The sequence below is a fragment of the Saccharothrix lopnurensis genome (assembly GCF_042658445.1).
Classification (GTDB): domain Bacteria; phylum Actinomycetota; class Actinomycetes; order Mycobacteriales; family Pseudonocardiaceae; genus Actinosynnema; species Actinosynnema lopnurensis.
In genome coordinates this window covers 18,674-44,553 of record NZ_JBHSQO010000050.1, presented here as the reverse complement: position 1 = coordinate 44,553, position 25,880 = coordinate 18,674, and the positions used below count along the sequence as shown (strand labels likewise).

22 protein-coding genes and 1 tRNA gene are annotated in these 25,880 nt (G+C 72.8%); 16 read left to right on the top strand and 7 right to left on the bottom strand.

Translation table 11 applies throughout. The features are described from left to right. Nucleotides 1-2 precede the first annotated feature (2 nt). Nucleotides 3-1,043, top strand: a complete 1,041-nt coding sequence (locus tag ACFP3R_RS31615; protein ID WP_380641424.1) for an ADP-ribosylglycohydrolase family protein — start codon at nt 3-5, stop codon at nt 1,041-1,043. A 213-nt stretch (nt 1,044-1,256) separates the two neighbouring features. Here ACFP3R_RS31615 and ACFP3R_RS31610 read toward each other — a convergent pair whose 3' ends face one another. Continuing rightward, entirely contained in the window at nt 1,257-2,111 is an 855-nt protein-coding gene (locus tag ACFP3R_RS31610) for a hypothetical protein (protein WP_380641422.1), read from the bottom strand. Between the two features lie 151 nt (nt 2,112-2,262). After that, complete coding sequence (locus ACFP3R_RS31605) at nt 2,263-2,925, bottom strand: Crp/Fnr family transcriptional regulator (protein ID WP_380641420.1); 663 nt, start codon at nt 2,923-2,925, stop codon at nt 2,263-2,265. 201 nt (nt 2,926-3,126) lie between these two features. Here ACFP3R_RS31605 and ACFP3R_RS31600 point away from each other — a divergent pair, with 201 nt between their 5' ends. Further along, nucleotides 3,127-3,825, top strand: a complete 699-nt coding sequence (locus ACFP3R_RS31600; RefSeq protein WP_380641418.1) for a response regulator transcription factor — start codon at nt 3,127-3,129, stop codon at nt 3,823-3,825. Next, a complete protein-coding gene (locus ACFP3R_RS31595) occupies nt 3,822-5,243 on the top strand; it encodes a HAMP domain-containing sensor histidine kinase (protein WP_380641417.1) in 1,422 nt (473 codons plus the stop codon). Before ACFP3R_RS31600 ends, ACFP3R_RS31595 begins: the two co-directional genes overlap by 4 nt. Nucleotides 5,244-5,435: 192 nt before the next feature. On the opposite strand, the gene mgrA is transcribed toward ACFP3R_RS31595, so the two are convergent. Next, complete coding sequence (gene mgrA / locus ACFP3R_RS31590; protein ID WP_380641415.1) at nt 5,436-6,464, bottom strand: L-glyceraldehyde 3-phosphate reductase; 1,029 nt, start codon at nt 6,462-6,464, stop codon at nt 5,436-5,438. A 120-nt stretch (nt 6,465-6,584) separates the two neighbouring features. Then, nucleotides 6,585-6,660 (bottom strand) — tRNA-Thr (locus tag ACFP3R_RS31585). Between the two features lie 248 nt (nt 6,661-6,908). Between ACFP3R_RS31585 and ACFP3R_RS31580 the strand changes: the two genes are divergently transcribed. The 3 genes from ACFP3R_RS31580 (at nt 6,909) to otsB (ending at nt 12,472) form a co-directional block, all read left to right on the top strand. After that, nucleotides 6,909-8,294, top strand: coding sequence for a threonine/serine exporter family protein (locus ACFP3R_RS31580; RefSeq protein WP_380641413.1), 1,386 nt, complete (start codon nt 6,909-6,911; stop codon nt 8,292-8,294). Between the two features lie 154 nt (nt 8,295-8,448). Continuing rightward, entirely contained in the window at nt 8,449-9,885 is a 1,437-nt protein-coding gene (locus tag ACFP3R_RS31575) for an alpha,alpha-trehalose-phosphate synthase (UDP-forming) (protein WP_380641411.1), read from the top strand. A 52-nt stretch (nt 9,886-9,937) separates the two neighbouring features. Next, a complete protein-coding gene (gene otsB, locus ACFP3R_RS31570; RefSeq protein ID WP_380641409.1) occupies nt 9,938-12,472 on the top strand; it encodes a trehalose-phosphatase in 2,535 nt (844 codons plus the stop codon). A 49-nt stretch (nt 12,473-12,521) separates the two neighbouring features. Here the strand turns inward: otsB and radA are convergent, their stop codons facing one another. From radA to ACFP3R_RS31555, 3 genes are all read right to left on the bottom strand, one after another. Next, entirely contained in the window at nt 12,522-13,889 is a 1,368-nt protein-coding gene (radA, locus tag ACFP3R_RS31565) for a DNA repair protein RadA (RefSeq protein WP_380641407.1), read from the bottom strand. 184 nt (nt 13,890-14,073) lie between these two features. Then, complete coding sequence (locus tag ACFP3R_RS31560; RefSeq protein ID WP_380641405.1) at nt 14,074-14,205, bottom strand: hypothetical protein; 132 nt, start codon at nt 14,203-14,205, stop codon at nt 14,074-14,076. Between the two features lie 154 nt (nt 14,206-14,359). Further along, the gene (locus ACFP3R_RS31555; RefSeq protein WP_380641403.1) at nt 14,360-15,151 is read right to left on the bottom strand and encodes a copper chaperone PCu(A)C domain-containing protein; all 792 of its coding nucleotides are present in this window, start codon (nt 15,149-15,151) and stop codon (nt 14,360-14,362) included. Between the two features lie 301 nt (nt 15,152-15,452). Here ACFP3R_RS31555 and ACFP3R_RS31550 point away from each other — a divergent pair, with 301 nt between their 5' ends. From ACFP3R_RS31550 to ACFP3R_RS31505, 10 genes are all read left to right on the top strand, one after another. Continuing rightward, the gene (locus ACFP3R_RS31550) at nt 15,453-15,941 is read left to right on the top strand and encodes a CarD family transcriptional regulator (RefSeq protein WP_012782996.1); all 489 of its coding nucleotides are present in this window, start codon (nt 15,453-15,455) and stop codon (nt 15,939-15,941) included. 33 nt (nt 15,942-15,974) lie between these two features. Beyond that, a complete protein-coding gene (ispD, locus tag ACFP3R_RS31545) occupies nt 15,975-16,676 on the top strand; it encodes a 2-C-methyl-D-erythritol 4-phosphate cytidylyltransferase (protein ID WP_380641401.1) in 702 nt (233 codons plus the stop codon). Further along, entirely contained in the window at nt 16,673-17,161 is a 489-nt protein-coding gene (gene ispF / locus ACFP3R_RS31540; protein WP_380641399.1) for a 2-C-methyl-D-erythritol 2,4-cyclodiphosphate synthase, read from the top strand. Before ispD ends, ispF begins: the two co-directional genes overlap by 4 nt. A 54-nt stretch (nt 17,162-17,215) precedes the next feature. After that, nucleotides 17,216-17,611: a PPOX class F420-dependent oxidoreductase gene (locus ACFP3R_RS31535; RefSeq protein WP_380641397.1), complete on the top strand. Its 396-nt coding sequence runs from the start codon at nt 17,216-17,218 to the stop codon at nt 17,609-17,611. Between the two features lie 97 nt (nt 17,612-17,708). After that, nucleotides 17,709-18,320 (top strand): HAD family hydrolase, encoded by a 612-nt coding sequence (locus tag ACFP3R_RS31530; RefSeq protein WP_380641395.1) that lies wholly within the window; start codon nt 17,709-17,711, stop codon nt 18,318-18,320. 45 nt (nt 18,321-18,365) lie between these two features. Further along, complete coding sequence (cysS, locus tag ACFP3R_RS31525; RefSeq protein WP_380641393.1) at nt 18,366-19,763, top strand: cysteine--tRNA ligase; 1,398 nt, start codon at nt 18,366-18,368, stop codon at nt 19,761-19,763. A gap of 4 nt (nt 19,764-19,767) precedes the next feature. Beyond that, nucleotides 19,768-20,736, top strand: coding sequence for a 23S rRNA (guanosine(2251)-2'-O)-methyltransferase RlmB (gene rlmB / locus ACFP3R_RS31520; protein WP_380641391.1), 969 nt, complete (start codon nt 19,768-19,770; stop codon nt 20,734-20,736). A 312-nt stretch (nt 20,737-21,048) separates the two neighbouring features. After that, nucleotides 21,049-22,470, top strand: coding sequence for an MBOAT family O-acyltransferase (locus ACFP3R_RS31515; RefSeq protein WP_380641389.1), 1,422 nt, complete (start codon nt 21,049-21,051; stop codon nt 22,468-22,470). A gap of 362 nt (nt 22,471-22,832) precedes the next feature. Continuing rightward, nucleotides 22,833-24,056, top strand: coding sequence for an MFS transporter (locus tag ACFP3R_RS31510; RefSeq protein ID WP_380641387.1), 1,224 nt, complete (start codon nt 22,833-22,835; stop codon nt 24,054-24,056). Nucleotides 24,057-24,292: 236 nt separating this feature from the next. Next, the gene (locus ACFP3R_RS31505) at nt 24,293-25,747 is read left to right on the top strand and encodes a GGDEF domain-containing protein (protein ID WP_380641385.1); all 1,455 of its coding nucleotides are present in this window, start codon (nt 24,293-24,295) and stop codon (nt 25,745-25,747) included. Nucleotides 25,748-25,880 lie beyond the last annotated feature (133 nt).

Sequence of the window (25,880 nt, the reverse complement as noted above, 5' to 3'; positions counted from 1 at the left end):
GAGTGCCGCGCGAGCCGGTGAACGTGGTCGACCGTGGTGCGGCCTGCCTGCTGGGCGGCGCGCTGGGCGATGCCCTGGGCGCGCCGGTCCAGTACCTCGGGTGGGCGGACATCCAGCGCGACCACGGGCCGAGGGGCGTGCTGGAGCCGCCCCGACCGGCCCTGGTGACCGACGACACGCAGCTGACGCTGTTCACCGCGGACGGCTACCTGCGGGCGTGGGTGCGCGGGCAGACCACCGGCGAGTGGGACCCGGTCGACGTGGTCTGGCGCAGCTACCGGCGGTGGCTGGTCACCCAGCAGGTGGCCGCGCCGGAGCCCGGTGCGACCGGGCTGGTCGCCGACGAGCGGCTGTACTCCAGCCGGTCGCCCGGCCTGACGTGCCTGCGCGCGCTGGCCGCCGACAGCCCGCCCTCGCCGGAGCAGCCGCACAACGAGTCGTCCGGCTGCAACGGCGTGACGCGCACCGCGCCCGCCGGGTTCGCGCCGAGCGCCGAGATCGCCTACGACCTGGGCTGCCGGTTCGCCGCGCTGACCCACGGCGGCACCGGCGGCTGGGTGTCCGGTGGGGCGTTCGCGCTGCTGATCCACCTGCTCGCGGTGCGCGGGCGGCCGATCCGGGAGGCCGTGGACCAGGTCATCGGGCGGGTGCTGCGCAGCGACCCGTACACGGCGAACACGCTCAACCGGGCCGTGGTGTTCGCCGAGGAGCACCGGGCGCAGGGCTTCGAGTCGGTGCGGGTGGACCGGCTGGGCAGCGGGTGGACCGGGCCGGAGGCGCTGGCGATCGCCGTGCACGTGGTGCTGGTGCACCCGAAGCGGTCGCAGTTCGCGGACGCCCTGCGGGCGGCGGCGAACCACTCGGGCGGCAGCGACGCCACGGCCGCGCTGACCGGCAACATCCTGGGGGCCCTGCACGGCACCGCGGCGCTGCCGCGCGACTGGCTGGCCGGGCTGGAGCTGGTGGACCTGCTCACGCGGCTGGGCGGCGACCTGGCGCGGTCGGTGACGGGGCAGGAGTTCGACCTCCACCGCTACGCGTGAGGTTCGTGGTGCCGGCCTCGGCGCGCACGGTCCCGAATCCGTGCGACCGAGGCCGGCTCTCCACGTGGTCTGCGGCGGGGCACGCCCCGAGCGCGAATCCCGGCTGACCTGCCGTGGAGCGGGAAAACCCGTGACCGCACGGTAGCAGAGCGCAGGTGAGCGCTTACCGGCGGGTCTTGCCCGGCGGGGCGGGCGGTCCCGCGCCCGGGGTCGTCACGGCCGGCGCCGGTCGCGGTAGCGCACGTCGTTGCCGGTGAACTGGTTGCCGGAGCCGGTGTTGACGGTGTTGTCGCCCCGGGCGGTGTAGGTGGTGCGGTCGCCGTGGTAGTGGTCGCGGCTCTGCACGACGTTGCCGTGGACCACGCCGCTCACGTGGTTGCTCCAGGTGTCGCGCTCCGCGGGCGCGGCGGCGGGCGCGTCCGCCGGCGCCGGCGGCTTGAAGCCGCTGCGCAGCAGGTCGCCCGTCGGGCGCGGCACCCTCAGGTAGACGGTGTCCTCGTAGGACTTCACCCGCGCCGGGACGGCGACGTACTCCTCCTCGTCGACCCCCGCGTACCCGGACCTCACCGCGTCCTCGAAGGCCCGCCGCGAGATCACCGCCGCGACCCTGGTGGCCGGGCCCGACCGGGTGAGCAGGTCCCGCACGGCGTCGGAGTCGAGCAGCCGGTGGTTCTCCACGCGGGCCTCGCCGCTGCCGGTGCTCACGCCGCCCGGGTTCGGGTCGGTGACCGGGCCGACCGAGACGCTCAGCCGCATCCGCAGCGCGGGCAGCCCGTCGACCCGGGCGCGGAACTCCAGCTCCTCCTGGAGCGACCCCGGGAGCGCGTCGACCAGGAGCGGGAGCGCGGCCGGGTCGAACGCGGTCGAGAGCCCGTCGCCGGTGCTCTGCGCGAAGAGCCGCCTCGCCCACACGTCCACGGCCCCGAGGCGCTCGAACGCCCCGTACAGGATCTCCGGGATCGCGTCGGTCACCGCCGCGTGGTCGCGACCGGGCAGGCCGCTGAAGTCCTTGACGTCCACCACCAGCAGCGAGCGGTACGGCGGCAGCGGCACCCACTTGCGCTCCACGCTTCCTCCTCGTCCGAGCCGAGCCGAGCCGGGCCGACCCGGGCCCGGGTCGCGGGACCACGGGTCGCGGGACCACGGGTCCCGAGGAGCAGGGTCCCGCGTCCGCGCGGGCGGGGTTGTCCGCCGCCGGACAGAATCGCTGTGACTGGCGTCACAAACCGGCGTGCGCCCGCAGCTTCCCCGGGTCCGCGATCACCAGGCGCGGACCCGGCCGGAGCGTGCCGTCCTCCCTCAACCGCTGGAGGTTGAGCGCCACCGTGCTGCGGGCGAGCCCCAGGCCGTCGGCGATGTCCTGCTGCGAGAACGGCACGCGCGGGCTGCCGTCGTCGGCCAGGGTCACGACCTCCAGCAGCAGCCGGGCGATCTTGCGCTCGGGCGTGAAGTGCACCAGCCGCACCTGGTACGGCACGGCCTGCGACAGCTTGGCGAAGCCGTAGTCGGTCAGCTGCCTGCGCACCCGGCGCTCCTCCAGGAACGCGTCGAACGCCGACGCGCCCACCGCCCTCGCCGCGCACCGGTCGATCGCGCGCACGGTCGCGGTCCGCGGCACCGAGGACTGGACCGCGATCTCGCCCAGCAGGTCGCCCGGACCGCGCAGGGCGACCAGCAGCCGACCGCCGTCGGGCTCCGTCCGGAGCACCTTCACCCGGCCCGAGACCAGCGCCAGCACCACCGTGCCGGGGTCGCCCTGCCGGAGCAGCAGCTCGCCCGGCCGGTACTCGCGCGGCACCCCGCGCTCCAGCAGCGCCCGCCACGTGCCCTCGTCGACCAGCGCCCGGAAGCCCCGCGGTGGCCGGGTAGTCGCCCCGCTCACCCGCACTGTCTACCGCACCGCGAGCGGCGGGCCGGGGCGCGGCGGGCGCCACGGCGCGGCGGTCGTCACGGCCCTGTCCGGCGGTCACCCCACCGGGCCCGCTCGGGGGAGCCGCGCCCTCCCTGTCCCGCGCCTGTCGAAAAGCTGTTGATCCGACGGGGTCGCCCGCGCGCCCGCGCGGGGGCGGCGCACCATGGGCACGTGGACAAGGGCAACCCGGTTCGACTGCTCGTGGTGGACGACGAACCGCACATCGCCGACCTGGTCGCGACGGTCGCGCGGTACGAGGGCTGGCAGGCCGCCACCGCGGGCAGCGGGGAGGCGGCGCTGCGGGCCGCCGCCGAGTTCCACCCCGACATCGTGGTGCTCGACCTGATGCTGCCCGACCTGGACGGCTTCACCGTGCTCGACCGGCTGCGCTCGTCCGGCGCGATGGTGCCGGTGGTGTTCCTGACCGCCCGCGACGGCACCGCCGACCGGGTCGCGGGCCTGACCCGGGGCGGCGACGACTACCTGGTCAAGCCGTTCTCGGTGGAGGAGCTGATGGCGCGGCTGCGGGCCGTGCTGCGGCGGTCGACCGGGCCGACCTGGAAGCGGTCGGTGCTGAAGGTGTCCGACCTGGCGATGGACGAGGACACCCGCGAGGTGCGCCGGGGCGGGCGGCTGGTCACGCTCACGCCGACCGAGTACGAGCTGCTGCGGTACCTGATGCGCCGGTCGCCGACCGTGCTGACCAAGGCGCAGATCCTCGACCACGTGTGGGAGTACGACTTCGGCGGCCGGTCCAACGTGGTGGAGCTGGTCGTGTCGCACCTGCGGCGCAAGCTGGACGACGGCGGTGAGCCGCTGATCCACACCGTGCGCGGCGTGGGCTACGTGCTGCGGCGGGCCGCCGAGTGACGTTCCCGCCCCGGTGGGGCCGGCTGCGCCTGGGCACGCGCCTGGCCCTCGGGCTGGGCGCGCTGGCGCTGGCCGTGTTCGCCGTGGTCGGCACCGTGATGGCGACGTCCATGGAGGAGTACCTGGCGCGCCGGATGGACGACCAGATGGCCACCACCCAGGTGTCGCTGAAGAAGGAGTACGACCGCAACAACACCCTCAAGAGCTCCGGCTACGGCTGGTACTCGGCGCTCTACGAGGTGCGCGACGGCCAACCGCGGCCGCTGGACACCGAGGGCCTGCCCGACGACCCCACCGAGTTCACCGACGTGGCGCTGCGGGTGATCGGCGGCGAGGAGCCGGCGTTCCGGACCGAGTACCTGGAGGGGCTGGGCACCTACCGGCTGCGCGGCTGCGAGGTGGCCGACGGCGTGGTGATGGTCAGCGCGGCCCCGATGAACGACATCACCACCACCGTGCGGCAGCTGGTGCTGGTCGAGGTGGCGGCGTTCCTGCTGGCGCTGGTGGCGTTCGTGGTGATCGGGCGGGCGGTGCTGCGGCGCGGGCTCCAGCCGCTGAGCGACATGGCGCAGACCGCGCACGACATCACCTCGCACGACCTGACCGACTCGGCGCGGCTGCCGGTGCGCGCGGCGGGCGACGGCGGCGGCGTCGAGGTGGAGGAGCTGCGCACGGCGTTCAACACGATGCTGGATCACATCGACGCCTCCCTGGCCGCCCGCACCGCCGCCGAGCAGCGGCTGCGGCGGTTCATCGCGGACGCCTCGCACGAGCTGCGCACGCCGCTGACCTCGATCCGCGGGTACGCCGACCTGTTCCGGTACGCGGCGGCGAACGCGCCCGGGGAGCGCGAGGCGCACCTGGAGAAGCTGCGGTCGGAGGCGGCGCGGATGACCGTGCTGCTGGACGACCTGCTCCTGCTGGCCCGGCTCGACGCGGCCGAGGTGGAGACGCCGCTCCGGCTCGCCGACGGCGACCTGGCGGCGCTGGCGCGCGAGGCGGCGGACGCGTTCCGGGCGGCCCGCCCGACGCACCCGCTGGACGTGACCACGCCCCCGGACCCGGTGCGGCTGGCGTTCGACCCGGTGCGGCTGCGGCAGGTGGTGGACAACCTGCTGACCAACGCCGCCGTGCACACCCCGGCCGGGACGGCGGTGGCGCTGTCGCTGGCGGTGGAGCCGGGCCGGGTGGTGCTGCGGGTGGGCGACTCCGGCCCCGGCATCCCGACCGCCGACCAGGGCCGGATCTTCGACCGGTTCTACCGGGTGGACGACTCGCGGACCCGGGGCCGGGGCGGCAGCGGGCTGGGGCTGGCGGTGGCGCAGTCGCTGGTGGTGGCGCACGGCGGGACGGTCGTGGTGGACAGCGGGCCGGGCTCGACGGTGTTCGAGGTCCGGCTGCCGCGCCGCACCACCTGACCCCGCGCCGCCCGGCTCCACGGCACCCGGCTCCACGGCACCCGGCTCCACGGCACCCGGCTCCGCGCCGCCCGCTCAGCACCACCCGCTCAGCACCACCCGCTCAGCACCACCCGCTCAGCACCACCCGGCTCCACACCACCACGAGCCGAAGCCGACCACCGCCCCGCCGCCCGCCTCAGGGCCGCCGAGCTACCCGGCGTTCGACGACCGCGCCCACAGGTCCACCCCGGACTCGACGGCGTGCTCCTCGATTCGCGCCAGCTCGTCGTCGGTCAGCGGCGGCCCGTCGAGCGCGGCGACGTTGTCCTCCAGCTGCGCCACGCTGCTCGCGCCGACCAGCACTGAGGTGACCCGCGGGTCGCGCAGCGCCCAGGTCAGCGCGAGCTGCGCCAGCGTCTGCCCCCGACCCGCCGCGACCTCGGCCAGCGCCCGCACGTGCGCCAGGTTCGCCTCGGTCAGCAGGTCCGTCGACAGCGACTTGCCCTGCGTGGCGCGGGAGCCCTCGGGGATGCCGCCCAGGTACTTGTCGGTGAGCATCCCCTGCGCGAGCGGAGAGAACGCGATGCAGCCCGTGCCCAGCTCACCCAGCGCGTCGAGCAGCTCCCGCTCGATCCACCGGTTGAGCATCGAGTAGGAGGGCTGGTGGATCAGCAGCGGCACGCCCGCGGCGCGCAGCAGCTCCGCCGCCTCGCGGGTCTTGGTCGCCGAGTAGGACGAGATGCCGACGTAGAGGGCCTTGCCCTGCCGAACCGCGCTGACCAGGGCGCCGACCGTCTCCTCCAGCGGCGTGTCCGGGTCGAACCGGTGCGAGTAGAAGATGTCGACGTAGTCCAGGCCCAGCCGCCCGAGCGACTGGTCCAGCGAGGCCAGCAGGTACTTGCGGGAGCCCCACTCGCCGTACGGGCCGGGCCACATGTCGTAGCCCGCCTTGGTGGAGATGACCAGCTCGTCGCGGTACGGGCGCAGGTCCTCGGCCAGGACGCGGCCGAAGTTGGCCTCGGCGCTGCCGTAGGGCGGGCCGTAGTTGTTGGCCAGGTCGAAGTGCGTGATGCCGAGGTCGAACGCGCGGCGGATGATCGAGCGGCCCAGCTCGTGGGGCCGGTCGTCGCCGAAGTTGTGCCACAGGCCGAGCGACACCGCGGGCAGTGTGAGGCCGCTGCGCCCGCAGCGGCGGTAGGTCATCCGGTCGTACCGCGATCCGTCGGGTCGGTAGGCCATGGACCCACCTTGGCACGCGTGCCCGCCCCTCGCCGGACCTGCGGTCACCGGCGGCACCCCCGCCCCGGCTCGAACGCGGGTCGCCGGACGGCACGTCCGACGCGGTCCGCGAGACCCGCGTGGAGCCGGTGGCGGGACTTGAACCCGCAACCTTTCGCTTACAAGGCGAGCGCTCTGCCAATTGAGCTACACCGGCACGACCCGGAGGCCGGGAACATCGTAAGCGCCCCCAGGGGGTGCCACCTGCGGCGAACGGTCTGCTCACCGTGTCCCCGCGTTGGTCCGTCCGGAGGGTGGAGGTACCGTCCGGGTGGTGCCACCGGACCGCAAAAGTGCTGGCCAGCGGTATCAACAGTATTGAACGGACAGTGATCGGATAATCCTGTCCAGGTCCCTCGTCCGGGGGTGGCGCAGGACACAGCCGCAAATTCGCAGCGGTCGGGCGTGGCGACCGGACCAACCCCCGACCAGGAGGCACGGGTGCGGCTGTGGCGTCGACACCGGCGGCGGAAGCGGGAACGGCCGGTCGAGGGACCGGCCGTCCCGGACGACTCGACGGTCCACCTCGTGCTGGACCTGGCCCTGCGCGTCGGTGAGGCGCAACTGGCCGGCGGGGCGGGCGCGGCGGACGTCACCGCCACCATCCTCGCCGTCACCGACGCCTACGGCCTGCCCCGCACCGAGGCCGACGTCACCTACACCTCGATCACCGTGTCCTGCCCGCGCGGCACCGAGGCCGCGCCGGTCACGTCCATGCGCGTGGTCCGCACCCGCGGCCTGGACTACACGCGGCTGGCCGCCGTGGAGGAGCTGATCCGGCGGATCTCCGCCGACCGGGTCACCGCCGACCGGGTCACCGCCGACCTGGCCCACGCCGAGATCGACCGCATCACCCGGGCCGACCACCCCTACCCGCGCTGGGTCGCCACGCTGGCCTGGGCGGGCATGGCCGCCTCGGTCGCGTTCCTGGTCGGCGGCGGGCCGGCACTGGCGCTGGCCGCCGCGCTGGTCACCGCGCTCATCGACCGGGTCGGCCGGGTGCTCAACCGCCGGGCACTGCCGTTCTTCTTCCAGCAGGTCGTCGGCGGCGCCCTGGCCACCGCGGCGGCCCTGGCCATGTACGCCACGGACCTGCTGCCCGGCGTGCGCCCGTCGCTGCTGGTGGCCACCGGCATCGTGGTGCTGCTGTCCGGGCTGTCGCTGGTGGGCACCGTGCAGGACGCGATCACCGGCTACAACATCACCGCGGCCGCCCGCACGGTCGAGGTCGCGCTGCTCACCGCGGGCCTCATCGCGGGCGTCGCGCTGACCCTGCGGGCGGGGGTGCAGTGGGGCGTGCGGACCACGATCGCCGACCCGCTGCCGCCGCTGATCTCGGACCTGCCGGTGCAGTTCGCCGCCGGCGCGGCCACCTCCGCCTGCTTCGCCCTGGCCAGCTACGCCCAGCCCCGCGCGCTGCTGCCGGCCGCCGCGGCGGGCGCGGTCGGCACGGCCTGCTCCGGCCTGCTCACCCTCACCGGCACGAACGCCGTCACCGCCGCCGCCGTCGCGGCCACCGCGGTGGGCTTCGGCGGCAAGGTGGTGTCCCGCCGGCTGCGCGTGCCCCCGACCGTCGTCGCGGTCGCCGGGGTGGTGCCGCTGCTGCCCGGCTACACCACCTACCTGGGCCTCTACCGGCTCACCGCGGAGGGCGACCCGGCCGGCCTGTCGATCCTCGTGCTCGCCGCGGGCACCGCGCTGGCGCTCGCCGGCGGCGTCGTTCTGGGTGAACATCTGGGGCGGCCGGTGCGCTCCGGCGTGGGCCGACTGGTGGCCCGTGTGCGCAGGTAGAGCCTGATCACGCGGTTTCCACGTGACCTGGCCCACCTGACGTACTTTCGTCAAGTCAACACAGTGTGACAGGACCGACGACAGGGCATCCAGCCTGCACGTTCCCACTAACCTTCGACGTGGGCGAGACGGATCTCTGAGGAGGCGCTACCCGGTGAGCAGCATTGGCGAGAACGGCGCGGACTTCCTGGTCGTGGCCAACCGCCTCCCGGTTGACCTGGAGCGCCTGGAGGACGGCACCCAGCGCTGGAAGCACAGCCCCGGTGGACTGGTCAGCGCCCTGGAGCCGTTCCTGCGCGCGCACAGCGGCGCGTGGGTCGGCTGGCCCGGCATCGCCGACGCGGACGTGGAGGCGTTCGAGGAGGACGGCCTCCAGCTGCACCCGGTGTCGCTGAGCGCCACCGAGGTGGCCGACTACTACGAGGGCTTCTCCAACGGCACCCTGTGGCCGCTCTACCACGACGTGGTGGCGCCGCCCGCGTTCCACCGCCGCTGGTGGAACACCTACGTGCGGGTGAACCAGCGGTTCGCCGACGTGACCGCGAAGGTCGCCGCGCAGGGCGCGACCGTGTGGGTCCAGGACTACCAGCTCCAACTGGTGCCCGCGATGCTCCGCGAGCTGCGCCCGGACCTGCGCATCGGCTTCTTCCTGCACATCCCGTTCCCGCCGGTCGAGCTGTTCATGCAGCTGCCGTGGCGCACCGAGATCATCCGCGGCCTGCTCGGCGCGGACCTGGTCGGCTTCCACCGGCCCGGCGGCGCGCAGAACTTCCTGTGGCTGGCCCGGCGGCTGGTGGGCCTGGAGCCCAGCCGCGGCGCGGTCGGCGTGCGCACCCGGCCCGGCGTGGTCCAGGTCGGCGACCGCACGGTGCGCGTGGGCGCTTTCCCGATCTCCATCGACTCCGCCGGCCTGGACGCGCTGGCCCGCGACAAGGAGGTCCAGAAACAGGCCCGCAAAATTCGGGCAGACCTCGGGAACCCGAAGAAGATTTTCCTGGGCGTCGACCGCCTCGATTACACCAAGGGCATCGACGTGCGGCTGCGCGCGCTCTACGAACTGCTCGCCGACGGCCGCGTCGACCCCACCGAGGTCACCATGGTGCAGCTGGCCACGCCCAGCCGCGAGCGCGTCGAGCACTACAAGCAGATGCGCAGCGAGATCGAGCAGATCGTCGGCCGGATCAACGGCGAGTTCTCCACCGTGGGCCACCCGATCGTCCACTACCTGCACCAATCGGTCGACCGCCGCGAGCTGACCGCGTTCATGTCGGCCGCGGACGTGATGGTCGTGACCCCGGTGCGCGACGGCATGAACCTCGTCTGCAAGGAGTACGTCGCCACCCGGTACGACCTCGGCGGCGCCCTGGTGCTGTCCGAGTTCGCCGGCGCGGCCGCCGAGCTCACGAGCGCGTTCCTCGTCAACCCCCACGACCTGGACGGCGTGAAGAACGCGTTGGAAGCCGCCCTCACACTCGATCCGGCCGAAGGTCGCCGTAGGATGCGCGCGCTGCGACGCCAAGTCCTCACACACGACGTAGACCGCTGGGCGCGATCGTTCCTTGACGCACTGGGCACGCAGACCGCGGTCTGAATCAGTTCAGACCAGATACCTTACCTGTCCCACCGAGCATTGAGGAGGGGCGTTGACCGCCGAGGCCCTCCCCGCCGAACTTCGCCGTGCGATCGTGCAGCTGGCTCGTACACCGCGCCTGCTGGTCGCCTGCGACTACGACGGGACATTGGCTCCGATCGTGGCCAACCCCGAGGACGCCCGTCCGCTGCCCGAGTCGGTGGGCGCGCTGCGCTCGCTGGCCGGTCTGCACGAGACGACGACCGCGGTGATCTCCGGGCGCGCGCTGCGCGACCTGGCAACACTCTCGCGCCTGCCGTCCGAGGTGCACCTGGTCGGCTCGCACGGCTCCGAGTTCGACGTCGGCTTCGTGCACGCCCTCGACGCCGACGCGCGAGCCCTGCACCGCCGCCTGGAAACCGCCCTGGAGGAGGTCGTCGCCGGCCAGGAGGGCGTCGGTCTGGAGGTGAAGCCAGCCAGCATCGCGGTGCACGTCCGCCGCGCCGACCCGACCGTGGGCGAACGGGTGCTCGACGCCGTGCGCACCGGTCCGGCCACCTGGGACGGCGTGCAGGTCACGGAGGGCAAGGCCGTGATCGAGCTGGCCGTGGTGCAGACCGACAAGGGCCACGCCCTGGACGTGCTGCGGCACCGCGCGTCGGCGACCGCGGCCGTCTTCGTCGGCGACGACGTGACCGACGAGAAGGCGTTCGCCCGGCTGACCGGCCCCGACGTGGGCATCAAGGTCGGCGAGGGCGAGTCGCTGGCCGAGTACTCCGTCTCCGACACGCTGGACGTGGCCACGGTGCTGGCGTTCCTGCTGGAGGAGCGGCGTGCCTGGCTGCACGGCGACCAGGCGGTGCCGATCGAGCGCATGACCATGCTGTCCAACGAGCGGTCGGTGGCGCTGCTGACGCCGGACGCCCGGGTGAACTGGCTGTGCCACCCGGAGCCGGACTCGGCGGCGGTGTTCGCCGACCTGCTGGGCGGGCCGTCCGCGGGCCACTTCTCGATCAAGCCGGAGCACGGCTCGCTGCCCCTGGGCCAGCGGTACGTGCCGGGCACGATGATCGTGGAGACCCGCTGGTCGCGCCTGCTGGTGACCGACTACCTCGACCACGGGGTGCCCGCGCACCGCACCGACCTGGTGCGGCGCATCTCGGGCTCGACCAACGCGGTGATCACCTTCGCGCCGCGGCCGGAGTTCGGGCAGGTGCCGGTGCGGCTGCTGCGCGAGCGCGAGGGCCTGCGCGTGGTGGGCACCTCGGAGCCGATGGTGCTGCGCTCGCCGGGCGTGGACTGGGAGATCAGCAGCGACGGCCTCCAGGAGACCGCCACCGCGGTCGTGCGCCCCCGCGAGGGCGCGCCGATCCTGCTGGAGCTGCGCTGCGGCACCGACGACCTGTCCGAGGCCACCCTGGGCGAGCCGGAGCGGCGCGCCCGCGCCGGCGCGCACTGGTCGGACTGGGCGGCGACGCTCAAGCTGCCCACCGTCGAGCCCGACCTGGTGCTGCGCTCGGCCCTGACGCTGAAGGGCTTGGTCCACCACGACACCGGCGCGATCATGGCCGCCGCCACCACCTCGCTGCCCGAGGAGCTGGGCGGCATCCGCAACTGGGACTACCGGTACTGCTGGCTGCGCGACGCCGCCCTGACCGCCCAGGCGCTGGTGTCGGTCGGGTCGCTGGGCGAGGCCGAGGCGTACCTCCAGTGGCTGCACGGGGTCCTGGAGACCCTGCCCGGCCCGGAGCGCCTGCACCCGCTCTACACGCTCCAGGGGACCATGCTGGGCGCCGAGGCGGTCATCGACACGCTGCCCGGGTACGCCGGGTCGCGGCCGGTGCGCGTGGGCAACCTGGCCAACCAGCAGGTGCAGCTCGACGTGTTCGGGCCCGTGGTCGACCTGGTCATGCAGCTGGCCGCCGCGCGCGGCTCGCTGACCGACCAGGACTGGCGCATGGTGCAGGCCATGGCCGAGGCGGTCGCCCGCCGCTGGCACGAGCCCGACCACGGCATCTGGGAGGAGCGGCACGCGCCGCGCCACCACGTGTACTCGAAGGTCATGTGCTGGGTGACTCTCGACCGGGCGGTGACGCTGGCCGGGCTCTACGACCGCGAGGTCGACCCGTCCTGGCCGGTGCTGCGCGACACCATCGCGGGCGACGTGCTCAAGCACGGGTGGAGCGAGGAGGCCCAGTCCTTCACCACCGCCTACGACGGCGACGACCTCGACGCGGCGTCGCTGCACGTCGGGTTGACCGGCCTGGTCGACCCCGCGGACGACCGCTTCCAGGCCACCGTCACCGCCATCGAGGCCGAGCTGCGCTCGGGGTCGACCGTCTACCGCTACCGGCGCGACGACGGCCTGCCCGGCGACGAGGGCGGCTTCCACCTCTGCGCGGCCTGGATGATCGAGGCGTACCTGCTCACCGGCCGCCGCACCGAGGCCGAGGAGCTGTTCGCCCAGATGGTCGACGCGGCCGGACCCACCGGCCTGCTGCCCGAGGAGTACGACCCCATCGCGGAGCGCTCCCTGGGCAACCACCCCCAGGCGTACAGCCACCTGGGCCTGATCCGCTGCGCCCAGCTGCTGGCGGCGGCGAAGTAGGCAGGTCGTCCACGAACGCGCCCGGTGCCCACCGCACCGGGCGCGTTCGCTATTTCGCGAGCTTGAGCAGCTGGAGGGCCTCGAACAGGTCGTGCGCGACGAGCGCCCGCGTGTCACCCGGCAGCGGCCCGGCGTCCGGCGGCACGAGGGCCTTGGTGTAGCCCAGGCGGGCGGCCTCGGTGAGCCTGCGGCCCACGCCGTTGACGCGGCGCAGCTCGCCCGACAGGCCGACCTCGCCGACCACCACCAGGTCGTGCGGCAGCGGCGTGTCCGTGGCGGCCGAGGCGATCGCCAGCGCCACCGCGAGGTCCACCGCGGGCTCGGTGAGCCGCATCCCGCCGACCGTGGCGGTGAACACGTCCTTGTTGTGCATGGCCATCCGCCCGCGCTTCTCCAGCACGGCCAGGGCCATCGCCACGCGGGCCGAGTCGAGCCCGCTGACCGCCCGCCGGGGTGACGGCAGGTTCGTCGGCGTGACCAGCGCCTGGACCTCGCCCAGCAGCGGGCGCTTGCCCTCCACCACCACGGTGACCGCCGTTCCGGTGACGTCCTGCTCGCGGCGGTTGAGGAACAGGCCGGAGGGGTCGGGCACGCCCACGATGCCGTCGTCGCGCAGCTCGAAGCAGCCCACCTCGTCGGCCGCGCCGAACCGGTTCTTGATGCCGCGGACCAGGCGGAGGCTGGAGTGGCGGTCGCCCTCGAACTGGAGGACCACGTCCACCAGGTGCTCCAGCACTCGGGGACCGGCCACCGAGCCGTCCTTGGTGACGTGGCCGACCAGCACGATCGGCAGCGAGCGCTCCTTGGCCACGGCGAGCAGCGTCGCGGTGACCGAGCGGACCTGCGTGACGCCGCCCGGGGTGCCGTCCACCTCGGGCGAGGACATGGTCTGCACCGAGTCCACGATCAGCACCCCGGGGTCGACGGCGTCGATCTGGCCGATGACCGCGCCGAGGTCGCTCTCCGCGGCCAGGTACATGGCGCCGTGGATGTTGCCGGTCCGCTCGGCGCGCAACCTGACCTGGCCCGCCGACTCCTCGCCGGTGATGTAGAGGGAGGGCGAGCCGGCGCGGGCGGCCCACTGGTAGGCGACCTCCAGCAGCAGGGTCGACTTGCCGACGCCGGGCTCCCCGGCCAGCAGCACGACGGCGCCCGGCACCAGGCCGCCGCCGAGGACGCGGTCCAGCTCGTCGACGCCGGTGCGCTTGGCGCGGGCGGACTCGATGTCGACCTCGCCGATGGGGCGAGCGGGGGCGCTGGGCGCACCGGCCACCACCCGGGCGGCCCGGCTGACGCCGCGCTCCTCGACCGTGCCCCAGGCTTGGCACTCGGGGCAGCGGCCCACCCACTTGGCCACCTCGTGCCCACACTCGGCGCACCGGTACGTGGGCTTGGCCACCCGTGCTGTTTTCGCCACGGTGTCGGAGGTTAACCGGGACCACCGACAGGTCCGGGGTGGGCTGGTGGGCGGTGGGGGCCCGGGTGGGCCAGGGCGGTGGGCTGGCCGTGCCAGGACCGTGGCCGGCCGGGCGGCGCCCCGGGCGAGCCGGGACGGTGGGGCCAACCGGCGGCGGCCAACAGCAGCCAGCGGCCAGCGGCAGTCAGCGCCAGCGGCCAGCAGCTAGCGCCAGCGCTGGCGGCAGCGCCAGCGGCAGCCAGCGCCAGCGGCAGCGGCCAGCGGCCAGCGGCCAGCGGCCAGCGGCCAGCGGCCAGCGGCAATCAGCGAACAACAACCGGAATGGGTAGCAATGACCCCGCCGGCGGAGTTGTCCACAGGCCACCACTCGACCTGCGAAATTGTCGGTGCCAACGGGCAAAATAAAAGCAGGGGTCCCCTGGCGGGGACCCCTGCGAAGCGTTCAGCCGTCCGGTGCGGCCTCGACCGGCTCAGTGACCGCCGGAGGACTCGCCGGCCGGGCGCGGCTCGGGCGAGGCGCCGATCGGCAGCTCCAGCGTCAGCTCGCCGGCCTTCTCGAACAGGAACGTCACCCGGATCGTCTGCCCCGGCCGCAGCTGCTTCGTCAGGCCCTTCAGCACGATCTTGGCCAGCCCCGGCTCGGTCGGGTCGACCGACGACGGGAGCTTGGTCGGCGTCGTCGGCATGTTGTTCGACTGCGAGGCGCTGTCGGCCTCGGTGGTCGTGGTGGCGCCGCTGCCCGAGGTCGGCGTCGTGGTGCCGGTCACCGAGGACGACCCGGACGGGGACGTGGTGCTCGTCACGGACGGCGAGGACGAACCCGACGGCGTGGACGAACCGGTCCGGCCGGCCGAGGCGGTGGTGCTGGAGTGGCTGCCCGACTGCCCCTCCTCGGCCTCCACCAGGATCGACGAGGTGCCCTCCAGCAGCGTGTCGCCGGTGATCTCGGCGGGCTCGGAGGAATCGCTGGTCACGGCCAGCAGCTTGTCGGCCTCACCGCTGTTGTTGGCGATCAGCAGGGAGATCGGCGCGTCCTCGCCCTCCTCGTACAGGCCGTGCTCGACCGGGAACAGCAGCTGCGCGTCGCGGACCGAGACGAGACCCACGTCACCGCTCGCGCCGTTCACCGCCGCGACCTGCGTGTCGGTCTGCGTGATCTGACCTGCGCTGCAACCTGCGGCGACCAGGCCGAGGCCCGCCGCCAGCGCGGCCACGACGGCCAGACGACGAGGCGCTGGGGACTTCTGGTGTGCGCGACCCACGGCTGCTCGGATCCTTCCCGGTCTGCTGACGAGGCGGGTCGCACCCGGTAGAGCCGGTACTGAGCGGCGCGACCACACAGTCGGGGAGCCTAACGGGACGACGCGGAGTCGGCGGCACGTGGTGCCCCGCAGGGGTGACCACCCGTCCACTGTGGAGCAAGATCGACCTCGGGCGTTGCATGCGACCGGGTGATTTGTCAACCCTCTGCGTGACCCTGACCAGCGCGAACCGATCTCCGGACGCCGAAGAGGGGATTGCTCGGCGTGTTAGGATGGGGTTAGCGAAAGGGGCAGAGGACACATGGTTTTCAAGGTCGGAGAGACCGTCGTCTACCCGCACCACGGTGCCGCCCTCATCGAAGCAATCGAGACCCGCGTGATCAAGGGCGAGGAGAAGAAGTACCTCGTCCTCAAGGTTGCCCAGGGCGACCTCACGGTCCGCGTCCCCGCCGACAACGCCGAGATCGTGGGCGTGCGCGACGTCGTCGGCCAGGAGGGTCTCGACAAGGTCTTCGAGGTCTTGCGTGCTCCCCACACGGAGGAGCCGACCAACTGGTCCCGGCGGTACAAGGCCAACCTGGAGAAGCTCGCCTCGGGCGATGTGAACAAGGTGGCCGAAGTGGTGCGCGACCTCTGGCGGCGCGAGAAGGATCGCGGTCTGTCCGCTGGTGAGAAGCGGATGCTGGCGAAGGCTCGACAGATACTGGTCAGTGAACTGGCGCTGGCCGAGGGCACCGACGAGGACAAGGCCGAGGTGCTCCTCGACGAGGTCCTCGCCACCGCGTCCTGATCGTTCCAGGGAAGAACTCGGGAAGCCGCGAACATGGGTGTGGTCGCGCTCGTGCCCGCGGCGGGCCGGGGTGAGCGGTTGGGCTTCGGCATGCCCAAGGCGCTGGTCCCGGTCGACGGCGTTCCGCTGCTGGTCCGTGCGGTGCGCGGTCTCCTGGCGTCCGGCCGCGTGGGGCACGTGGTGATCGCCGCGCCCCCGTCCGATGTAGACACCATGAACGCGTGCACCGCCCCGTTGGCCCAGGCCGGCGGGGCGGTGCACGTCGTGGCCGGTGGCGCCGAGCGGTCGGACTCGGTCCGCCTGGCGCTGGAGCACGCGTTGCGTGAGATACCCGACACCTCGATCGTCCTGGTCCACGACGCCGCGCGGGCGTTCACCCCTCCCGAGGTGGTGCGGGCGGTGGTCGACGCGGTCGCCGCGGGTCACCCGGCGGTGATCCCGGTGCTGCCGGTCGCGGACACGGTGAAGCAGGTCGACGCCGACGGCGTGGTGGTCGCCACACCCGATCGGGCGTTGCTGCGGGTGGTGCAGACCCCTCAGGGCTTCGACGCGCGCGTGCTGCTGCGGGCGCACGGGTCGGGCCTGCGCGCGACCGACGACGCGGGCCTGGTGGAGCGGCTCGGCGTGCCGGTCGTCACGGTGCCGGGCCACCAGGACGCGATGAAGGTCACGACGAGGTTCGACCTGGCGGTGGCCGAGGCGCTGCTGGTCCGGTCCGGTGGAGGAGCCCGGTGACGACCCCCGCGATCCCCAGGGTGGGCATCGGCACGGACGTGCACCAGGTCGAGGCGGGCCGCGAGTGCTGGCTGGTCGGGCTGCGCTGGGAGGGCGTGGACGGCTGCGCCGGGCACTCGGACGGCGACGTGGCCGCGCACGCCTTGTGCGACGCGCTGCTGTCGGCCGCCGGCCTGGGCGACCTGGGCGCGGTGTTCGGCACGAGCGACCCGCGGTGGTCCGGGCGGCACGGGGTGGACTTCCTGGCCGAGGTGCGCCGGTTGCTGACCGGGGCCGGCTACCGGGTGGGCAACGCGGCGGTGCAGGTCATCGGCAACGCGCCCAAGGTCGGCAAGCGCCGCGAGGAGGCGCAGGAGGTGCTGTCGGCGGCCGTCGGCGGGCCGGTGTCGGTGAGCGGCACGACCACGGACGGCCTGGGGCTGACCGGGCGCGGCGAGGGCATCGCCGCCGTGGCGACCGCCCTGCTGGTGCCGCTGGACGCCTGAAGACGCCGCTTTCGGCCCCTCGACGCGCGGCCGGCGGCCAGTACTGTGATCGACATGGCGGTCACCCTCAGCCCGGTCACGCGCGCGCTCGTCGACGAGCCCAACTTCGCCGTGATGGCGACGACGAACCCGGACGGCAGCCCTCAGTCCTCGGTGGTGTGGGTGACGCGCGACGGCGACGACCTGCTGTTCACCACCCTGCGCGACCGGGCGAAGGCGGTGAACCTGACCCGCGACCCGCGGGCCAGCGTGAGCATCTGGAGCGGCGCCGACCCGCAGGTGTACGCGGAGGTCCGCGGCACGGTGACGATCACCGAGGACGTGGGCCGCCGGCTGGCCGGCGACCTGTCGCACAAGTACGACGGCCGGGAGTTCCCGCAGGACCGGCCGGGCAAGGTGCGCGTGGTGCTGCGCCTGACGCCGACGAAGGTCACCGGCAACGCGGTCTAGCGCCGTGGTCCGGCACCGCGGTCCGGCACCGCGGTCCGACCGGTGAGACTGGTCTCGGTTGTTCCCAAGGGTGGTCCAGACCTCGTAGCGTGATCGGGTGACCATCCGTGCCGTCCTCTTCGACTTCTCGGGCACCCTGTTCCGCCTGGAGCACGACTCGCTCACCGCGCACGACGAGCTGATGCGCGCGCTCACCGCGCCGGTCGGCGTGGCCGAGGGGCTCGACGTCGACGAGGCCGAGTGGGAGCGCCGCGACCTCGACCCGGTGGCGCACCGCGAACTGCACCTCGCGGTGCTCGCGGGTGCCGGCGCGGCGGACCCGGTCGGGTTCTACGAGAACCTGCTCAGCCCGGCGTTCTGGCAGCCCTACCCCGACGCGGCGCAGGCGCTGGGCACCGAGCTGCCCACCGCCGTGGTGAGCAACATCGCGTGGGACATCCGCCCCGTCTTCGCACGTCACGGCGTCGAGCACCGCGTGGACGAGTACGTGCTGTCCTACCAGGAGGGGTTCGCCAAGCCGGACCCGAAGCTGTTCCGCGTCGCCTGCGACCGGCTCGGCGTGCACCCGTCCGAGGCGCTGATGATCGGCGACAGCCCGGAGGCCGACGGCGGCGCGGCGGCGATCGGGTGCGCGGTGGAGATCGTGGAACCGTGTCCGACCTCGGCGCGGCCGGACGCACTGCTGCGGGCGTTGCGCAAGCACACCTGACCAGCCGGTGCAATACCCCCTGGCCAACGCCCGTACCATTCGCGTGTGAGCCTCCACCTCTTCGACACCGCGACCCGGTCGATGCGGGAGTTCGTCCCGCAGGTCAGCGGAACGGCGTCGATCTACGTGTGTGGGGCCACCGTGCAGGGCGTTCCGCACATCGGCCACGTGCGCAGCGGCCTGAACTTCGACGTGCTGCGCCGCTGGTTGGCCCGCGACGGGTCGACCGTACACCTGGTGCGCAACGTCACCGACATCGACGACAAGATCCTGACCAAGGCCGGGGAGAACGACGCGGCCTGGTGGGACTGGGCGTACCGGCACGAGCGGGCGTTCGAGGCCGCCTACGACGCGCTGGGCTGCCTGCCCCCGACGTACGCGCCGCGCGCCACCGGGCACATGACGCAGATGGTCGAGCTGATGGACCGGCTGATCGAGAAGGGCCACGCGTACGCCGCCGAGGGCGACGTGTACTTCTCGGTGACCTCGTTCCCCGAGTACGGGGCGCTGTCCGGGCAGAAGCTGGACGAGGTGTCGCAGGGCGAGTGGGCGGCGACCTGCAAGCGCGACCCGCGCGACTTCACGCTGTGGAAGGCCGCCAAGCCGGGCGAGCCGTCGTGGCCGACGCCGTGGGGCCCAGGCCGGCCGGGCTGGCACCTGGAGTGCTCGGCGATGGCGACCGCGTACCTGGGCGGCACGTTCGACATCCACGGCGGCGGCATCGACCTGATCTTCCCGCACCACGAGAACGAGCAGGCGCAGTCGCGCGCGGCCGGTGACGGGTTCGCCCGCTACTGGATGCACAACGCGTGGGTGACGCTCAGCGGCGAGAAGATGTCGAAGTCGCTGGGCAACACCGTGACCATCCCGGTGATGCTGGAGCAGGTGCGCGCGCCCGAGCTGCGCTACTACCTCGTCGGCCCGCACTACCGCTCGCACATCGAGTACTCGCCGGAGGCGCTGGACGAGTCGGTCTCGGCGTACCGGCGAATCGAGTCGTTCCTGCGGCGCGTGGTCGAGCGGACCGGGGCCGTGGACGACTCGGGCGAGCTGGCCCCGGCGTTCGTGACCTCGATGGACGACGACGTCAGCACGCCGGGCGCGCTGGCCGCCATCCACCGGCGGGTGCGCGAGGGCAACACGGCGCTGGAGTCGGGCGACGACGCGGGCGCCCGCGCGGCGGCCGGGTCGGTGCGGGCGATGACCGGCGTGCTCGGCCTGGACCCGCTGTCACCCCGGTGGCACGACGCGTCGTCCGCCGCGGACGGTGCGGGCGGCCGGGCGCTGGCCGTGCTGGTTGACCGGCTGCTGGAGGAACGGCAGCAGGCTCGGCGGGAGCGGGACTTCGCGCGCGCGGACGCGTTGCGCGACCACCTGCTGCTGGCCGGGATCGCCGTCGAGGACACCCCCGACGGTCCGAAGTGGACTTTGAAGGACGACTGACCTCGTGGCAGGGAATTCCAAGCGCCGGGGCGCGATGCGCAAGCCCGGTTCCAAGAAGGGCGCGGTCGTCGGGTCCGGCGGCCAGCGCGCCAAGGGTCTCCAGGGCAAGGGCCCGACGCCCAAGGCGGCGGACCGGCCCAACCACCCGGCGCACCGGCGGGCGAACGCCGCGGCCAAGGCCGATCAGCAGCGGTCGCAGCGGCGCCGGGCGGCCGAGGCGGCGCCGGAGATCGTGGCCGGGCGCAACCCGGTGGTCGAGTGCCTGCGGGCGGAGATCCCGGCGACGGCGCTGTACGTGGCGCTGGGCGTCGAGACCGACGACCGGGTCACCGAGGCGGTGCAGATCGCGGCGTCGCGGGGCATCTCCGTGCTGGAGGTGCAGCGCGGCGAGCTGGACCGGATCACCGGCGGCGCGATGCACCAGGGCCTCGGGCTCCAGGTGCCGCCGTACGAGTACGCCGACCCGCGGGACCTGCTGGAGCTGGCGGCCCAGTCGGGCAACCCGCCGCTGCTGGTGGCGCTGGACGGCGTGACGGACCCGCGCAACCTCGGGGCCGTGGTGCGGTCGGCGGCGGCGTTCGGGGCGCACGGGGTCGTGCTGCCGCAGCGCCGGTCGGCGAGCGTGACAGCGGTGGCGTGGCGGACCAGCGCGGGCACGGCGGCGCGGCTGCCGATCGCGGTGGCCACGAACCTGACGCGCCAGCTCAAGGAGTGGGCCGAGGCGGGTCTGATGGTCGTGGGCCTGGACGCGGACGGCACGGTCGACGTGGACGGGCTCGACCTGGCGACCGGTCCGCTGGTCGTCGTGGTGGGCTCCGAGGGGCGGGGCCTGTCCCGCCTGGTGCGCGAGACGTGCGACCAGACGGTGTCGATCCCGATGGCGCCCGGCGTGGAGTCGCTGAACGCCTCGGTGGCCGCCGGCGTGGTGCTGGCCGAGGTGGCCCGGCGACGCCGCCAGTCTGCCCGCGCCTGACCGGCCCCGATAGTCGCGAACGCTCAACTCACCGGTCCCGGACGTAGAACTCGGGTGTCGCGAACGTACGACACGGTGGTCCTGAACGTACGACTCGCGCGCGTGTCGAACACCCGCGCCGCGCGAGTCGTACGTTCAGACCTCGCGAGTCGTACGTTCAGGTTGGGTGAGTTGAGCGTTCAGACCTCGTGAGTTGGGGGTTCTGGGGCCGTGGGTTGGGGGGTCTGGCAGGGCTGGGCGGGGGCTTGGGTTGTGGTGTGATGTGAGTGGTTCCGCCTCGGGGTGGTGGGGCGGCGGTTAGAGTTTGCGGCGATGTCCTTCGCCACGCCCCTGTTCCTGTGGTTCTTCCTGCCGGTCGTGCTCGCGGCCGTCCTCGTCGCACCCAGGAACCGGCGCAACGCCGTGGTCGCCGTGGCGAGCCTGCTGTTCTACGTGTCCGGGGCGGGCGGCACGACGCTGCTGCTGCTCGGGTGCATGGTGGTCAACTACCTGGCCGGGCTGCGGTTGGAGCCGGGCAGCCGCGGTGACCGGCGTCTGGTGCTGGTCGGCACGGTCGCGGTGGACCTGGCGGTGCTGCTGGTCTGGAAGTACGCCGGGTTCGCCAGCCGGCAGCTGCACGACATCGCCTCGGTGGTGGGGGCCGACCTGCCGGTGGTGGAGCTGGCCCTGCCGATCGGCATCTCCTTCTACACCTTCCACCACATCTCCTACGTGGTGGACGTCTACCGCGGCGAGCGCCCGGCGCTGCGCGACCCGGTCGCGTTCATCACCTACATCGCGATGTTCCCCCAGCTCGTGGCGGGCCCGATCGTGCGGTTCCGGGAGATCGCCGACCAGCTGCCGCAGCCCCGCACGCACCGCCTGGACGACATCGCCGCCGGTTTCCCCCGGTTCGCGCTGGGCCTGTGCAAGAAGGTGATCATCGCCGATTCGCTGGCGCCGATGGTGGACGCCTGCTTCGCCACCCCGGCCGACCAGATGACCACGGCGGTGGCCTGGCTGGGCGCGATCGGCTACACGCTCCAGCTGTACTTCGACTTCTCCGGCTACTCCGACATGGCGATCGGGCTGGGTCGGATGCTGGGGTTCCGGCTGCCGGAGAACTTCGCGCGCCCGTACTCCTCGGTGACCGTGACGGAGTTCTGGCGGCGGTGGCACATGTCGCTGTCCCGCTGGTTCCGCGACTACGTCTACATCCCGCTGGGCGGCAACCGCGGCGGCGCCCTCCAGACCTACCGGAACCTGTCGATCGTTTTCGTGCTCACCGGTTTCTGGCACGGCGCGAACTGGACGTTCCTGGTTTGGGGCGTGTTCCACGGCGCGCTGCTGGTGGTGGAGCGCCGATTCGGGTGGGAATCCGCCCCCTCGGCGACGGGGGCCCGAATTGCCCGCAGGGCCCTGACCACGGTGCTGGTCGTTATCGGGTGGGTGTTCTTCCGGTCACCCGACCTCGGTACGGCGTTCACAATCATCGGCCACCTGTTGTTGCCGGATTTCCACGGGCTGACCGAGGCCGTGAGCGCGGCGGCGACCAATCAGCGCATTGTTCTGCTCCTGGTGGCACTGGCGGTCGTCGTTATGCCGAGCGAACCCGTGACCGGTCCCTACCTCGAGTCCTCTCGCGCGAAGATCGCCAAAGCCGCTAGGGTGTCGTTGATGACGGTCGGGGTGGCGTACGCGGCGATCCTGGTCGCGAGCGGAACCTTCAGCCCGTTCCTCTACTACCAGTTCTGAAGATCGACTAGACCTCGGCACGCCGAACAAATTGCCCGCGGGCGGCGCCGACCGACCGGGCGGACGGCGGGAACGTGCTGGACCGGTCGGCCCAGCGCCGGCCGACCCAATGGAGGCGCACCTCGACGCAGGGTAGGCGAACATTGCCCAACTGGGTCACCTACGGTCAACTGTCAAGAATAAGTGCCCGTTTTTTCGCTATTGTAACTACTTTATGTAACCGACCTGCTCCGTTCGGGTACACACTGTGGTAGGACAGAGATTGCAGATCCAACAGCTTCTACCGTGCTGACCGAGGGAATTGTTACTTCGGGTGGGGGTAACGTGACTCACTCATCGGGGCCGACCGACCTGGAGCGCTCGTGACTTCCGGGGGAACCATCCGCGCACTCGTGGGCAACCGCGAGTTCCGCGGCATGTGGATCGGCTCGACGGTGTCCACCGTGGGCGACCAGCTCGCGACCGTGGCCCTGTCCCTGCTGGTGTTCGAACGGACCCAGTCGGCCGCCTGGACCGCCCTCACCTGGTCCTTGACGCTGTTCCCGCCGCTGATCTCCGGCCCGCTGCTCGGCTGGGTCGCGGACCGGTTCCCCCGCCGCACCGTGATGGTGTGCTGCGCGTGGCTCCAGGCCGTCCTGATGGCGCTCATGGCCGTGCCCGGCGTGCCGCTGTGGCTCATGGTCGTGCTGCTGGTCGTGGTCCTGATGATCGCGACGCCGTTCCTGGCGGCCCAGGAGGCGAGCCTGCCGACCGTGCTGCCGGACAAGCGCTACGACGACGGCGTGGCGCTGTTCGGCACGTCGGTGGACGTGGCGCAGATGGTGGGCCTGGCGGCGGCAGGCTTCCTGGTGATCGGGGCCGGTCCGCAGGTCGCGCTGGGCATCAACGCGGCGACGTTCGTGTGGGTGGCGGTCCTGGTCCAGGTGTCGGTGCGGCACCGGCCGGCCGCGGACCCGCTCGGCTCCCAGCGGGACCCCGAAGGCCCCAAAGGCGCGTTCACGCTCCTGGTCACCGAACCCAGGCTGCGCAGCCTGATGGGCATGCGCCTGCTGGCCGGGCTCGCCATGGTCCCCGAGGGACTCGCCGTGCCCCTGGCGGCGAGCCTGGACGCCGTGTGGGCGGTCGGCCTGATCCTCGCCATCGAGCCCGCGGCGAACGTCCTGGGTGTGGCGGTCCTCTTCCGGGTGGTGCGCGATCCGGCGAAACGCGAGCGGCTGATCGGGCCGCTCGCCATACTGTCCCTGGCCCCGCTGGTCATGTTCGCGCTCGACCCGAACCTGACCTGGACCATCGCGCTGCTGGTCATAGCCGGTATGGCCGGTGCGTACCACACGCCCGCGCGAGCGGCGTGGATGCGCATCCTGCCCGACGCCTACCGCGGTAGGGCGTACGGCATCGGCCGGGCCGCGCTGCGGTCCTCGCAGGGCGGCGGCATGGCCTTGGCCGGTGTCGTGGCGCACTCGATCGGGTCGGTGACCGCGACCATCGCGGGAGCGGGTGGCATCGGACTACTCCTGGCCACCCAGGCGACCGTAGCCTGGCGTCGGGCGCGCAACCGGCACGACCCCGAAGCGGTGGCGATCTGAAACGGAGTCATCACATATCGCGATTGTCAAACATGAAGGGCCCCTCGGCTGCGGCCCGCTAGGCAGCGGGCACGTACGGTGAACACTCGGTCCGGTGACGGGAAGGTGGATCACATGTCGCGGTTGCGCATGGCGAACACCTCCTCGGAACGCGTCCCGGGCACCGGCGTGCGGCTGCGAACGGCGTTCGCCACGTGGCGCCGCGCAGAGGGTAGGGGGTCGTGGTGAAGAACAGTTTGACTGACCGCAAGGCGTCTGGGGCAGTCGGCTGGACCTCGATTCGGAACTGGGACCTGTGGTCGTTGCGACCCGCCGCCCTGGCCTACTTCCTGGTCGTCGAATCGGCCGTAGCCGCTGCCGCCATTTGGCTGCTGACCACGCTCGGCACGATTCAGGACGCCGATTGGCTGCGGTTCGCCGCGGTGATGTTCGCGATCACCGTGCACCTGATGGTCGTGTGGCGGGCGGAGGAATCGCGCCGCGACGAATCGGCCGGCCCGCACATCGACCTCACGTCCGTCTGGACGTTCGCCGCCGCCATCGCGCTGCCCGGCGCGCTGGCCGTGCTGGCGACGATCTGGATGCGCATCCTGATCCAGCCGATCGCGCGGCGGCAGCCCCACCGGTTCATGTTCTCCTCGGCGAGCATCCTCGGCGGCACCATGCTGGCCTGGGCCGTCGTGCACCTGTCCGGCGTGTCCCTGGGCTCGACCGGCCGGGTGGTGCCCGACCTCGGCCTGGTGCTGGTGCTGATGACCGCCGCGGTGGTCAACTGGGGCGCGCAGGGCATGAACATCGCCATCGCGCTGAAGATCGTCACCCCGCACACCCGGATCCAGGAGTTCCTGGGCTCGCGGGCGGACAACATGCTGGAGCTGTCCACGCTCGGCGCGGGCGTCATGCTCGGCATGCTGATGACCACGCACTGGGTGGGCCCGCTGCTGCTGGTGTTCCCGGTGATCCTGGTCAACTCGCTGCTCTACCACGCCGCCGAGCGCCGGGCGCACCTGGAGCGGCTGCTGCGCGAGCAGGAGCAGCTGCACGCCCGGCTCACCGAGGACGCGCACACCGACTACCGGACCGGGCTGCTCAACACCAACGGCCTGGCCGAGTACGCCAACCGGCTCACCGAGCGCTGCCGGCACGACAACAAGCCGGTGACCGTGCTCGCCATCGACCTGGACCACTTCAAGCGGATCAACGACACCTGGGGCCACCCGGCGGGCAACGCCGTGCTGGCCGAGGTCGGCCGGATACTGCGGGAGAAGCTGCGGCCGGGCGACGTGGCCGGGCGCGACGGCGGCGAGGAGTTCGTCGTGGTGCTCGCCGACACCGGTCTCGCGCAGGGCACCGCCATAGCGGAACGGGTGCGCGAGGCGATCGGCGAGATGTCCGTGGTGACCACCGACAAGTACCGCAACACGGTCACCCTGCGGGGCCGGAACCTGCCCTCGATCGGCGGTGACCAGGACGTGGGCGCCATCTCGGCGTCCATCGGCGTGGCCGTGCTGCCCGAGCACGGCGACCACCTCGCGGACGCCCAGCACTGCGCCGACGCCGCGCTCTACACGGCCAAGGAGAACGGCCGCAACCAGGTGCGCGTGGCCGCGGGCGAGGTCCGGCTGCTGCCCGCGCCCCGGCTGGACGAGCCGGTGGACGAGGCGCAGGCCGAGGTCACCCGCTCGGCCTGAGAGGTCACCCGGCCGGAGCCCGGTCCGGGGGCGCGTCGGCGTCGGAATCCGCATCGGCATCGGCATAGAGGTCGGGGTTCGTTCCGGGGCACGGCGCGGGGCGCGGTCAGCCGCCCTTCCCCAGGGCCTGCCG